The 13,485-nt window shown below is 59.5% G+C and carries 9 protein-coding genes; 5 read left to right on the forward strand and 4 right to left on the reverse strand.

Annotation, left to right across the window (positions count from 1 at the left end; translation table 11 throughout):
• Positions 1 to 97 precede the first annotated feature (97 nt).
• From BBOH_RS03980 to BBOH_RS03990, 3 genes are all read left to right on the forward strand, one after another.
• Entirely contained in the window at positions 98 to 1,285 is a 1,188-nt protein-coding gene (locus tag BBOH_RS03980; protein ID WP_033521835.1) for an MFS transporter, read from the forward strand.
• A 333-nt stretch (positions 1,286 to 1,618) separates the two neighbouring features.
• On the forward strand, positions 1,619 to 3,691 hold the full coding sequence (locus BBOH_RS03985; RefSeq protein WP_420305084.1) for a DUF4037 domain-containing protein: 2,073 nt from the start codon (positions 1,619 to 1,621) through the stop codon (positions 3,689 to 3,691).
• A 99-nt stretch (positions 3,692 to 3,790) separates the two neighbouring features.
• Entirely contained in the window at positions 3,791 to 4,501 is a 711-nt protein-coding gene (locus tag BBOH_RS03990) for a DUF4125 family protein (protein WP_237743123.1), read from the forward strand.
• A 175-nt stretch (positions 4,502 to 4,676) separates the two neighbouring features.
• Here the strand turns inward: BBOH_RS03990 and BBOH_RS08250 are convergent, their stop codons facing one another.
• The 3 genes from BBOH_RS08250 to BBOH_RS08980 are packed head-to-tail and all read right to left on the reverse strand — an operon-like array spanning position 4,677 to position 7,440.
• Entirely contained in the window at positions 4,677 to 5,189 is a 513-nt protein-coding gene (locus BBOH_RS08250; protein WP_052118206.1) for a hypothetical protein, read from the reverse strand.
• Entirely contained in the window at positions 5,189 to 7,069 is a 1,881-nt protein-coding gene (locus tag BBOH_RS04000; RefSeq protein ID WP_033521783.1) for a hypothetical protein, read from the reverse strand. Before BBOH_RS04000 ends, BBOH_RS08250 begins: the two co-directional genes overlap by 1 nt.
• 47 nt (positions 7,070 to 7,116) lie before the next feature.
• A complete protein-coding gene (locus BBOH_RS08980; protein ID WP_161786436.1) occupies positions 7,117 to 7,440 on the reverse strand; it encodes a hypothetical protein in 324 nt (107 codons plus the stop codon).
• Positions 7,441 to 7,565: 125 nt separating this feature from the next.
• Between BBOH_RS08980 and BBOH_RS04010 the strand changes: the two genes are divergently transcribed.
• Positions 7,566 to 9,029: an ATP-binding protein gene (locus BBOH_RS04010; protein ID WP_044098122.1), complete on the forward strand. Its 1,464-nt coding sequence runs from the start codon at positions 7,566 to 7,568 to the stop codon at positions 9,027 to 9,029.
• Positions 9,030 to 9,315: 286 nt separating this feature from the next.
• Positions 9,316 to 9,954 carry a LuxR C-terminal-related transcriptional regulator gene (locus BBOH_RS04015; RefSeq protein ID WP_033521827.1) on the forward strand — a complete coding sequence of 213 codons (639 nt, stop codon included), beginning with the start codon at positions 9,316 to 9,318 and terminating at the stop codon, positions 9,952 to 9,954.
• A 173-nt stretch (positions 9,955 to 10,127) separates the two neighbouring features.
• Here BBOH_RS04015 and BBOH_RS04020 read toward each other — a convergent pair whose 3' ends face one another.
• Positions 10,128 to 13,205, reverse strand: a complete 3,078-nt coding sequence (locus BBOH_RS04020; protein ID WP_033521779.1) for a cation-translocating P-type ATPase — start codon at positions 13,203 to 13,205, stop codon at positions 10,128 to 10,130.
• Between the last annotated feature and the right edge of the window lie 280 nt (positions 13,206 to 13,485).

Below are 13,485 nucleotides of genomic sequence, written 5' to 3' on the forward strand. Positions count from 1 at the left end.
ACGGATTCGCGAAGCCAACAACGACAGCGGATCTCATTAGCTTCCGACGACATGGAAGAAAAACGGGCTTATAGGGCTGTTGCTATCGTTGGCAATCATGAAGAAAAGTCTGCTGGCGCTGGCATGCGGGGCGTTTGCGTATGGGGCCGCCGAATTCGTGATGATGGGCATTCTGCCACAAGCCGCGCACACCATGAACGTGAGCATCCCCACCGCCGGCAACTTCATCTCGGCCTATGCCATCGGCGTGTGCATAGGCGCCACGATGCTCGTTTTCGGGCGGAAGACCGGCCCTAAAAAACTGGTCCTCCTGTTCATGGCCATAGCGCTTGTGGGAGATGTGTTCAGCGCCCTTGCCATCAACGCGCCATTGCTGATCATCGGACGTTTCATCGCCGGCCTGCCGCATGGCGCGTTCTTCGGTACCGCAGCGCTGATCGCCAAAACTCTTGCGGAACCCGGCAAACAAGCCAAGGCCGTTTCCCTCACCATCACCGGACAGACCGTAGCCAACATGCTCGGGGTGCCTGCGGGAACCCTGCTGGCGGAACATCTTTCATGGCGCCTCGCCTTTCTGATCCTCGCAGGCGTAGCGGCCCTGACCATCGTCCTGGTTGCGGCTTGGGTTCCTTACATCCAGCCCGTAAAGGACGCCGGCATCGCGGGTCAATTCCGGTTCCTGACCAAGCCCGGTCCTTGGATGATACTCGGGGCGACCTTCACGGGCAACGTCGGCATCTTTTGCTGGTGGAGCTATGTGTCACCTTGGTTGCAGCAGGTGGGTGGATACCGGTCGGGCACCGTGCCACTGTTGATGATGCTGGCGGGTTCGGCCATGGTGATCGGCGGACTGATCGGCGGGCACATCACCGACCGCTGGCGCAGCGCCGGAACCGCGGCCTTGGGACAGCTCGTCGCCGCCGCCGGTCTGATGCTTGTGTTCCTGCTGCCCGGTTCCCGGCTGAACACCGCCGTTCTGACGTTCATCATCGCTTTCGCGCTGTTTTTCGTGTCCACTCCCCAGCAGCTGCTTCTGGCCGAAGCGGGTAAGGGCGGAGGCGAACTGATAGGCGGCGCCGCCGTCCAGATCGCCTTCAACTTCGGCAACGCCGTGGGCTCGGCTGTGGGAGGGGCGGCGCTCAACGCCTCCAATATGAACTACCACTTCCCCGCACTCGGCGGGTTGCCATTCGCCGTTATCGCCGTGGCACTGCTGGTCTGGTATTCGGCGAAATTCGAGACACAGACCGACGCATTGGAGCGGATGGAAGTGATTGAAGTTTAAAGCACCTTGTTCGTTTAACTCTTGATTTCCGTCATTTACCTTCGTACACCCCGATGGCCCCATTACACCGAAGAATGGGCCCGGGTTCACAGGCGTGACCCTTCGAACAGGCAAGATTATGCGATACATCTTATGTCTGTTCGCGAACGCCAATCGCCGGTACGCAATAGACTGAATGTAGTTACTTGAAGTATCCGGCATAAAGGGGTGGCTATGGATGACAAAGGGCGGGAACTACTTAAAGGGTTCGAGAACGAACATTCGCATATAGCGGCACCCGATGACCAGGCCGGCACCCAGGCGCCAAAAGAGCAATCCGTCGCCGCATCGGATATGGCCGGATCGCACACCAACCAGCCAGCCACCTTCGACACCGACGCGTTCCTTAGCGGACTCGACGCGATTTTCGAGGCGCATCAGGCCGGCACGAAGGCGGAACCCTACCTGTTGCAAGCCATGGAAGACGCGGAGGAAGCCGGCGATGAAGCAGGCCTACTCACCGTACTCAACGAAACGATGGGATTCTACCGCTCGCAGGGCAGGCATGACGACAACCAGTGGGTGATTCAACGGGCACTCGAACTTGGACTCAAGATGCGGATTGAGGGCACCGAGGCTTGGACCACCACACTGATCAACGCCGCCACAGGCATGCGCGCGGCCAAACGTTACGACCAAGCCGAGGCGTTGTATACGCAGGCCTTGGCATCGGCGGCAAAAACCCTCAGCCCTAACGACCGACGCATGGCGGCACTGCACAACAACATCTCCATGCTCTACAGCGAAACCGGCGATCTGGCCAAAGCGCAGACGGAACTCGAGCAGGCCTTGTCCATTCTGACGACGGCAAGCGTTGACCCGGCAAGCGATATCGATGTGGCCTCCACCCATACGAATCTGGCTCTGGTGCTGATCGAACGCGCCGGCAAAGCCGGAACGGCAGAGCAAATCCCAAACCCCGAGCGTGACGCCCTGCTTGACCAAACCATGACGCACGCCCGGCAAGCTCTCGAAATCTACCGTAATGGTCATTTGGAGCACAGTGCACACTACGCCTCGGCGCTGGCCGGATATGCACAAGCTTGCTTTGCAACCGGCCGATTCGCAATCGCCGTGACGAATTACCGTCACTGCCTCGACGTAATCACCGAATGCTACGGCGCTGATAACGACTATTACCGAACCACCGTGTCGAATCTCAAAGCAGCGGAAGAAGCAGCCGACCAGGCTGGCTTCGGCCCCGGTGAACCAATGCCAACGAGCGACGCGTTGAACGCCGGAAGCAACGGCAAAAAGACAGATACCTCAGCCGTGAATTCCACATCCTATGCACCCCCGGACACCGCCCCAACAGCGACCGGCGCATACGCAGACACCGGCACGACGCCGCACGATATTTCGGGGCTTAAACTCGCTCGCGCCTATTGGGAACGGTACGGCAAACCCCTCATAGCGCAACGATACCCCGAATATCAGGGACGTATCGCCGCGGGTCTGGTCGGCCACGGCTCGGAATGCTACGGTTTCGATGACGCTTTTTCGCATGACCATGACTTTGGTCCGGGCTTTTGTCTGTGGCTCACCGAAGAGGACTACGCGGCCATCGGTGCCGAACTTCAGCATGGCTATGAGGCGCTGCCCGAGCAATTCATGGGCTTCGGCCCGCGTGCGTCGACGGTCCGGACGCAAGGGGCCGGGCGGCGTGTAGGCGTTTTCAGCATCGGAGACTTCTTCCAATCCCTGACCGGTTATCGCAAGGCACCGGCGGCGGACAAGCCTCACGAATGGCTGTTGTTCGATGAGGGAACCTTGGCCGCAGCGACCAATGGCGAGGTGTTCGCGGACCCACTCGGCGCCTTTTCCAAGACTCGGCAGGGTTTCAAGATGATGCCCGATGACGTGCGCTTGTCACTGATTTCACGACGACTTGGCATGATTGCTCAAGCCGGACAATACAACCTGCCGCGCAGTCTGGGTCGAAATGACGGAGCCGCCGCATGGTGCACCATAAACGAATTCACGGAAAACGTCTGCTCGCTGGTGTTTCTGATCAACGAGCCCATCCGCGCAGGATACATGCCATACTACAAGTGGCGATTCGCCGCACTCCGACGCCTCAGCGGCCGAATGAGTACGGTTCTGACGGATGTGTGCCCCAAGCTGGAAAGTATTCTACGCCTCTCTTCGGCTGCATGCTTCGGTGGAGCCGGATTTGGAGAAGGGGGCAAAGGGGCGGCGCCGGCACAAACTCAAATTCAACAGCTTGTGGAAGGTATTTGCGCCAGCATTGTCGCGGAACTGCAACGTGAAGGGCTTACCACAAGCGACGAAACGTTCCTCGAATGGCAACGGCCGTACATCGAGGCCCATATTGCCAGCGACGACCCGGTGCTGCGCAGCCTCTAAGGACGGCGAACGTTTAAACACCGACACCGCCACGCCCACTACAAGCAACGAACCAGTTTCACACCTACAGCCACCAACGGCAGGAAGCACACAACCATCATGAACATGAGCAACTCCGACAATTCCTGTAACACCAGCACTGACGCCTCCCCCAACGACAACGAGACGAACGGTCGCGACGCGTGCCCGACCACCGTACCGTCCGACGAGCTTGACGAACGCTTGGTGCGCCACGAATGGGATCAGTTCCAAGACACCAACAACGAAGGTGGACGCGCCGCCTGCCAAGGCAACTGGCCCACCTTTCACCAGATGAGATTGAGTCAATTCGCCGCTTGGCCCCGCCCGCTGGCCGAAAGCTATGCTCGCGACCTTGACGACGCTGATCGTATCGGCCGCAACCTCATAACCGAAAAGTACGGGCGGATGATGGCTTCCACCTTCCCCGACGAGTTCAAACGCAACATCGAGCCGTACATTCCGCGGCTTTCCGACACCCGTATCGAAGCACAGGAACAGGTCATCGCCCGGCAGGTCGCCTGGGCCGACGACTTCCGTAAGCGCTACCCCAAGCTCGGAGCCGAGATGCGTGTGCTGACCACGGCCGAGGACACCCGGACGGCCACCTCATTTGAAACATACCTGCGAGGAGAGCTCGGCACCTATTCGGATGCCACCTTCGACCTATACCGTCGATTCATCGAAAGTCTTGCCGCGCGAGGAGAAAATCTTACCGAAACAACAATACGCAATACGGTATTGCTGGGTGGGTTCAGTTCACTTGACGAAGCCGAGTCATTGCAACGTTAAGCAGCTTGATAAGTCTGAGACGACTTGACCTGACGCATACGTGGAGGCCGATACGAGCCATTGGTATCCCAACGATCCCAGACCGACCTTCACGCCATTCAACGCCAATATCGATTAACGAAACCGGCGGCTCACGCAGGGTGGAACGGCGCTCGGTCTGACCGAACCACCACGTTCATCGACCGGCCGTCCGGCGACGACGCACAGCGGAGACAATCGCCCAGACCACAGCCACCAAAATCAGCAACACGCCAAACGACGCAACCACCAATGCGACAAAAGCCCGTATGTCAAGTCCGAAAGCGAAATTACCTGGAGAAATCGGCGTACCCATACCCACAATCAGCACAACGACTGCAAAGAACAGCAGAAACAGACTCAGAACAAGCGTTCCGACACTCGGACCGCCTGGCCGCATTCCATTCGGTGACGATGGCCGCATCTGGGGCACTACGTGCACTTGAGACTCAACGCGAGGAGCGGAACCAACCGAATCACCGGAAGCAGCCTGAGCGCCCTCGTCGGTTTCGCCCACATTCGTGTCAGCAGTCGCTGCCGCCCGCTCTGCCGCCGCCGTTCTATCCATCATTGCCGCATCGTTTGCATCCGCAACGGGCAACGCCGCATCCACAGACACCGAATCGGATTGGGGAGGCATGACGTCTTCAATATCGCTCCGATCACTCATCAGTCACGCTCCTTGACATATTGGATATAGCTCTTTACATGGCTTTCATAGGGGTATTGAACGGTCACCTTGCCTTCGACCACGAACGGCACGACGACGGTAAGTTCCGGCCCGCCCTTCGGCATCTTGGACTTGTCGTAATACCACGAGTAATTGCCGTCGTTCCGCCCTGAGGAGCTGGACGCGATTCCGCCGTGATCATTGTCAACCTCCCCGATTCTCACTCCCCTGCCATTCCACAGGCCGATTGCACTGCCATACCTGATTGCGGTATACCGACCGCCGACCGATTTGACGCCGAAAGGACTGTTGGGCAAGCACGCCTCGCCGATGGAGATGCCGACGGAATCGTCGTCACAGTAGGGTTCGGTGTCGCCATCCTGGTCACCATTATCATTATCGGAGTCTTGGTCGGTGCCGCTGTTACGGTCGTTGCTACGGGAGCGACCGGATGCATTAGACCGCCCAGAATGTACGGAAGTCGTTGAATCGTCAGGGTCAATCCTTATCGACCCGCCGTTCAAGCCCAGATGCAGATTCAGATCCGAAGGAATTCGTCCCGTTTGATACAACTGGCGCTGAAAGTCAATTGGATCGTCCGTTCCGGTCATCAGGCCGTACGAGCACCCGGCGGGCAGAGTGACGAAAACCTGCGAGCGCTGTGCGGTCAAATCAATACGACCGGTGGGGCAAGCTGATTTTGCTCTTGTGCCGTCGCCTAGCGTAACATCGTGAGTGCCCTCGCCTTTGCCGTAATCACTCAAATCGACATTGAGCACGTCATGGTCGAAGTCGTTACCGCTGACCGCAACGCCACGACGCAGACGCGACAATTCGGCTTTATTGCTGCCGTCCACGGCCTGAAAACCAGACAGCGAGACCTGATGCCATGAATCGTTGAGGCGGTGCATATCGCTCACTATCCATGAATAACCGGCATCGGTACCCACCAAAACCACGGCAAGGAGGGCGGCGATCCAGATCATCGGGTGCAAACCGCCGGCACGCCGTCCGGCGATCCCCAATGCCAAGACACCCAGACCAAGCGCGGCGAGCACAACCGCAATCCAAATCGTGGCCACTTTCAGCGTTGATTCCAACCCGCCGTAGTCGATGGCGAATAACGCGGCTACAGCCCCCGAAACCAAAATCGCACCAAGAAAGAGCAACACAACAGCAAAGCCCGCCGGCTTACGGCGTAGCCTACTTGCGACTGGAGGTTGCGCAACGACCTGCCTGGGCGCAGCCGACCTGTACATGGGAGGCGCCTGATAATAGTATGGCGTACCATATGCGGCCTGCTGGGCATACGGGTTCGGACCGGAACCATTGACGTGTGAGCCAGCAGGACCGGCGGGTGAATAACCAGAGAATGAACCTGCATCATCATTCATCGGCCGGGCGCCATATTGGGAGCCGGAACCGGCAAAGCCTTCGTGGTCGTAGGACTGGAACCGGCTTGGCTGTGAAGCCGAACCCGACCAAGGACGAGGGTCGTGATCTCCTTGAGGCGCATAGGAACCAGACGGACCATAGGGACCATAACCGCCGGCCTGGGGCTGGTAATAACGGCCGCCGCGCCCTGAGTCGACACGATTGACCAGAATATTGACGATCACCAGCAACAGTCCGATGGCCAGAAGCCCGAAGAACGCACCAATTCCCCTACTGTTGGAAACACCGACCATCAGGAGGATAATCGGCGCGAGCACAGTCCACTGCCACTGTCCATGCACCAGATCCTCGCCCATGATTCGTCCATCGCGGCAGTCCGGCAATAACGCCCATGCCGCCGCATAGAAGACAAGACCGGCTCCACAGATGAGCACCGAGGCCGTCAGAATCACTCGCACGAATACGACGCTGACGTCATAACGCATTGCGATTCCGTCGCACACGCCGCCAATCCAACGGTTGTTGCCTCGTATCAGTCCACTTCTACGAATCCATCCGAAAAAACGGTTGATATTCTCGTTGACGCCATTGCTTGGATGCTGGTCACCATACCCATACCCGGACCATCCGTTCTGAAATCCTTGCTGGCCACGATCGCCTTGTGAACCAGAGTCTCTTTGCGGACCTTGCCCATCTTGCCCGAACGGGCCTGAAGATCCGGACCGACCATTCCACGCGCCCTGACCAGACCGCTCAGATTGTTCAGGCTGGGCAGCTTGATAAGGCCGACCGCCTTGCGGTCTTCGCCCGGTTGCACCCTGCTGCCGTGACGGATCGAGACCGTCGCCATAGTCACTGTTGTTTTCCATATCTTCATTACAGCACGCCATGAAGCGCGAAACCCTCAGGGAATCCCCTGATTCAACCCTGAACTTCTATCAAAACACCTCCGTAGGAGCCCTGATGCGTCACAATAGAAGTATGAGATTGCAAGGACACTACCGCCAGCCGCAGCGACAATGGCCGGAACCGGTGCAAGAGCCACAAACGCCGCACCGCCTGCCGCTGCTGCGCCCAAAACGAAAGCGCGTTTTCTGTGGGGTATGCCGCGGTGTGTCCATACATCTTGGCGTTTCGGTAACCATGACCCGACTGGCTTTCGTGGCGGCGACGTTCCTGTGGGGCGCCGGCCTCGTGGCATACATACTGCTATGGGTCGCCGTCCCCTCCGGCGATCCGGTTGCGGCATATCAGGCACAATATGTCAACCGCTCACAGCAGGAACCGCTTTCTCGTGGGAACTCGGTCTTCACCCCGAACGCACCCGGCATGCCATACACGGCGAATACTCTTGATGGCACTGCGAGCGGCGACGGGGCGGACTTGGACGACCAGGGCCACAGGCTCGATCAAGGCGGACCATTCGAAGCTCTGCGGACAACCATCACTCGTGCTTCAAAGCCGGCGTTGTTCGGGTTGGTCGGACTTTCGGCCATGATCGTATCAATAGCCATATTGGCAAGCCCGCTGAGCGCCACGCTCATCATCCCCATTTTGCTTGCGCTGGCGGGCATTGCGGTCTCATGGTTGAGCTTTGATGCGGAAAGTGGGCAACTACGCTCGATGCTACTCGGCGCAGGCCTTGTCATGCTCGGGTTCACGATATTTGTTCTGATTGATGCGCGTTCATGGCATCACGCTCAAATCGACCTTGCAGCAGCCTTTGCACTGCTTTTGGGTGTTACGGCCGTGGTGGTGCCGTGGATTGTCAGACTGATCAACGATCTGGGCGTACAGCGGGCCTTGAAGGAACGCGAAGAGGAACGCGCCGACATGGCAGCGCACCTACATGATGGAGTATTGCAAACGCTTGCTTTGATACAGCTGAACTGCAAGGATGCCGGCACCGTCTTCACCCTGGCTCGCAGCCAGGAACGCGAGCTGCGTGAATGGCTGTACCAGGAACGTACCCCTTCCGGGCGGTCGGTGAGCGCGGGCATCAAAGATATCGCGGCACGCATCGAAGACCAGTTTGGCAGACCGATCAACGTGGTCACGGTCGGGGACGCACGGCCCAGCTCCCAGACCGACGCCCTGCTGAACGCCAGTGAGCAGGCCATGCTCAACGCCGTGCAACACGGAGGCGAACCCATATCAGTGTATTGCGAATCAAGCGACACGCAAGTCGAGGTATTCGTACGCGATCACGGCGCAGGCTTCGACCAGAGCACGATTCCAGCCGACCGGTTTGGCATACGACAATCGATCATCGGACGCATTGAACGACGCGGCGGCAGCGTCGAAATCGTTTCGCGCCCGGAATGGGGCACCGAGGTTCGTATGCACATGCCGATTGCGGTGGAGAGGCGCAAGAAAAGCGACCCGCCTAGCCCGAAACAGGAAACGACGACCACAAGCGATACGATGAATACAGGCAAGGATTGAAATGAAGGCAATGAGTGAAGAAGACGGAGCCATGAACGGCATGAACCCACGGGAGGCAGGCACCGCACACCTTGAACGCATAGACGCCGACCGCCAGACCTCGAATCGCGTCGACTCAATTGTCGCGGGTCAAGCAAGCAATGCCCCGGTCAATGCCCCGGTCAATGCCACTTCAGGTGCCCATTCGGTTGACAGCCGGCCCGGCGCAATCAACGGCACCAATCGTTCCGCAACAAGATTCACCAATGACCATGAAGCCGCATCAGCCAAACCGAATTTTTCCAGGATCCGCGTGGGCGTGGTGGATGACCACGAGATGTTCCGCGCCGGAGTGATCGCCACGCTTTCCCCGCATTTCACCATCGTGGGCCAGGCACCGGATGTGGAGGGATCGGTGGCGATGATCGCCGACACCCAGCCGGACGTGGTGCTGCTTGACGTGCATGTGCCGGGCGGCGAAGGCGGCGGCGGGGCGGAAATCCTCACCAAAGCGCAACCCCTATGCCCCAACACCGCCTTTCTGGCCCTTTCGGTCTCGGACTCCCCTAAAGACGTGGGCGCGGTGATTCGTGCCGGAGCGCGAGGGTACGTGACCAAGACCATCAGCGGCGAGGATCTGATCTCTTCCATCATCCAAGTCAGCGAAGGCTATGCGGTGTTCTCTCCGAAACTGGCCGGATTCGTGCTTTCGACCTTCCAAGGCACCGGTCCGGCCGAGCACGACGACGAACTGGACAAACTGTCCACACGGGAGCAGGAAGTCATGCGACTGATCGCCCGCGGCTACACCTACCGAGAGGTGGCCGGCGAGCTGTTCATCTCCGTGAAAACCGTGGAGACGCACGTCAGCGCCGTGCTTCGTAAATTGCAGCTGTCGAACCGGGGCGAGCTGACACGGTGGGCGGCCGACAGACGAATCGTGTAGGCTGATTCGCCAGCCAACCACGAACGGCACGTAGACGACCAAATAGCGACGGTACCGATACCGACCCGATGAGCATTGTGCGCCTGCACATGGAACTCATATGCAGACACACGTTGAATATGCCGGGCCGAACACCTGCCGGTATCGTCATTCAGACGAGAAGAACAGGCCTCTTAGCGTTCCACCAACCGCAGAATCGCCTTGTAAGCCTCGGAGACGACCAAGACCACCAGCGACAAGCCGAAGCACTCCATCCATTCTTGCGCAGTCAACGGAGCGGTGCCAAAGGGCATATTGAGGAACGGCACGTAGACGACCACCAGTTGCAGCACAACCGACAAGCCAATCGCACCCCAAAGCCACTTGTTGGAGAACAGCCCCTTGAAAACGGTCTGTTTGTGGGAACGGGAGCACAAAGCGTTGATCATCTGCGCGAAGACGAGAATCGTGAAGCCCATCGTGCGGGCCTGCGTCATCTGGTCGGCGTGGTTGGCACCGAGCGAGCGATCGGTAAACAGGCCTCCCGGCAGGTGCAGATCCATGCCGATCAACGTCACCGCCGCCATGGCCAAACCGATAATGATGATGTCGCCCCACATCTCGCCGTCAATGACGCGATCGCTGGGTTTGCGTGGCTTGCGTCCCATCACGTCCTCTTCGCTGGGGTCCACGCCCATCGCGAGGGCGGGCGCCGCGTCGGTGAGCAGGTTGATCCACAGCAACTGCGTCGCCAGCAGGGGCACGGTGACCCCGACCGAACCGGGCTGCGTGATGCCGAGGAAACCGGAAAGCACCACTCCGCCGAAGACAGTGAAGACCTCGCCCATATTGGAGCTGAGCAGATAGCGCAGGAACTTGCGGATATTGTCGAAAATACCGCGACCTTCCTTGACGGCCTCGACGATGGTCGAGAAATTGTCGTCCGCAAGGATCATCTTGGCGGATTCCTTGGTGACCTCGGTGCCGGTAACGCCCATCGCCACGCCGATGTCGGCGGTTTTGACGGCGGGCGCGTCGTTGACCCCGTCACCGGTCATGGCCACGATGTTGCCTTGACGCTGCAAGGATTCGACGATTTTAAGCTTATGCTCCGGAGCGACGCGTGCGAAGACGCTGGTGGAGGCCACGGCCTTGTCGAAGGATGCGCCGTCATCGTCCTTGGCGATCAGTTCGTCAAGCTGCGGACCGGTCAACGCCGCCGAAGCCGCCGTATGCGCATCCCCCGTCGCGTCGCAATCCGAGCCAAGGCCCGCAAGGGCGTCCGCCACACCCAGATCGGTGGCGATACGAGAAGCGGTGAGCGGATGGTCACCGGTTATCATGACGGTGCGGATGCCCGCGCGGTGCGCTTGCGCGATGCTGCCCGCCACTTCGGTGCGTGGCGGGTCGATGATGCCCACCATGCCGGCCCAGATCAAATCGGACTCGATCGATTCCTGCTGCTCTTCAAGCTCGCCGTCGCCGGGGCCATCATCGAAGCCCGGCAGAGCATTGAGATTATCAGCGCCGACCGGACGATACGCCTGGCCGAGCGTACGGAACGCATCGGCGGAAAGGCGTTCAACGTCCGCGAGAATGCGGCTACGGTCCCGGTCGGAAAGCTCGCGGACGGTCGAACCTTCAAGAATGCGCGTGCAGTGGCTCAGCAACACGTCCGGAGCGCCTTTGGCGAAGATGGTGAGATTGCCATCGCGGCAATCGGCCGCGACCACCGACATCATCTTGCGCTCGGAGGTGAACGGCATCTCCAGTTCCCGGCGGAAATTGCCGGATTCACGGTCCGCGCCGACCTTGCGGGCGGCGACGAGAAGCGACACCTCGGTGGGGTCGCCCACAACCTCCCAATTATGTTGATTGGGAGAGGCAGCAGGTTGGTCCTGACCAGTGTAGTTCAATTCGCCGTCGTTGGCGAGCATGCCGGCGGCCAGCACCGCTTCGATTTCGTGACGGCGGGCGTCGTCGGCAGGCATGGTCTCCAGGGTTTCATATGAGGCGATGTTGGTGCCGATAGCACCGGTATCGGTATCGGCATTGTCGTCAGTGGCCTGGAGGGTGTCGACATCGCCGTCACCAGCGTCGAACGGCACGATGGCGCCGAACGGCGCATACCCTGTGCCGGTGACCCGCACTTCGCCGCTCGCGGTGACCACACGTTCCACGGTCATTTCGTTGCGGGTCAACGTACCGGTCTTGTCCGAGCAGATCACCGAGGCCGAACCGAGTGTTTCCACCGACGAAAGCTTCTTGACGATGGCGTGATGCTTCGCCATGCGCTGCACGCCGAGCGCCAACACCACGGTCATAATGGCGGCCAACCCCTCGGGCACGGCCGCGACGGCCAGCGAAACCGCCAGCAGCAACGAGTCAATCACGTCCTGAGCGCCGTGGAAGCCTTCCATGAAGGCGAGCGCCGCAATGACCACCACCGCGATGGCACATACGGCAAGGCCGAGAATCTTCGAAACGTGATCCATCTCGCGCTCGAGCGGCGTCTTGCCCTCCTCGGACTGCGAAAGCATTCCGGCGATGTGACCGACCTGCGTATCCATGCCCGTGGCGGTGACGACGGCACGTCCGGCGCCTTGCGTAATGGCGGTGCCGTTGAAGACCATGTTGGTGCGGTCGCCTAAAGCCTTGGCGCTTTCAAGCGGACCGGACTGCTTGGCCACCGGCACCGACTCGCCGGTCAGACTTGCCTCCGCGCAGCGTAGCGAAGCCGACTCAATCAATCGCGCATCCGCCCCCACGGCGTCACCTTCTGCGAGCACCAGCACATCGCCGGGCACCAGTCGCGTGGTCTCGATGCGTTGCACCTGGCCGTCACGCAGAACCGTGGACTGCGGTGCTGTCATACGGGCCAGAGCCTCGACGGCCTGCTGGGCGCGGGCGTCCTGAACATAGCCGATGATCGCGTTGACGATAAGAATGAGCACGATGACGATGGCGTCAAACGGCAGCGCTTCGGCGCCTTCTCCCCCTGCGGACGGCATTGAACGCTGCACGGCCCACGCGATGACCGAAATAACCGTAGCGGCCAACAACAGGTAGACCAGCGGGTCTTGGAACTGTTGCAGGAACTTCTTCCACTTGGGCACCGGTGGCGCGGTCTTCAGCTCGTTCGCACCGAACCGATCAAACCGACGCTCTGCCTGCGCAGAAGCAAGACCGACCTCGGTATCGACGTCAAGCGCTTTGGCGACATCCCCACCGGTTTCGAGCGACGGGTCGAGGCCGAAAACGTTGGATGACATCTCTGCATTATCGTTTGACGACCCGTTATCGGACGGCTTGTTGCTTCCATCGGCAACTGCGGAACCTCGTGGTTTTTGTGGTGATTGTTTACGATCTGTCAGACATTGAGCCATGACATTCCCCTCGACAGCCGCGGAGTAGTCAGCCCACGGCCCGGCCTAGGCCTCACCGTGTCTGCGCGGTTATGGATACAGGTGCCGACGCACCTATTGTGTTTCAATTTTCCCTAAACGTTGCGACATCACGACACCCGCTCGGCATTGCCGAACAAGCGATTGA

The sequence above is a fragment of the Bifidobacterium bohemicum DSM 22767 genome (assembly GCF_000741525.1).
Lineage (GTDB): Bacteria > Actinomycetota > Actinomycetes > Actinomycetales > Bifidobacteriaceae > Bifidobacterium > Bifidobacterium bohemicum.

Excerpts from the sequence above, each read along its gene's own strand:
- BBOH_RS03980 (WP_033521835.1), top strand. The coding sequence starts at position 98 with ATGAAGAAAAGTCTGCTGGCGCTGGCATGCGGGGCGTTTGCGTATGGG.
- BBOH_RS04000 (WP_033521783.1), bottom strand. The coding sequence starts at position 7,069 with ATGCGTTATGACGTCAGCGTCGTATTCGTGCGAGTGATTCTGACGGCC.
- BBOH_RS04010 (WP_044098122.1), top strand. The coding sequence starts at position 7,566 with ATGAGATTGCAAGGACACTACCGCCAGCCGCAGCGACAATGGCCGGAA.
- BBOH_RS03985 (WP_420305084.1), top strand. The coding sequence starts at position 1,619 with ATGGCCGGATCGCACACCAACCAGCCAGCCACCTTCGACACCGACGCG.
- BBOH_RS08250 (WP_052118206.1), bottom strand. The coding sequence starts at position 5,189 with ATGAGTGATCGGAGCGATATTGAAGACGTCATGCCTCCCCAATCCGAT.
- BBOH_RS03990 (WP_237743123.1), top strand. The coding sequence starts at position 3,791 with ATGAACATGAGCAACTCCGACAATTCCTGTAACACCAGCACTGACGCC.
- BBOH_RS04020 (WP_033521779.1), bottom strand. The coding sequence starts at position 13,205 with ATGTCATCCAACGTTTTCGGCCTCGACCCGTCGCTCGAAACCGGTGGG.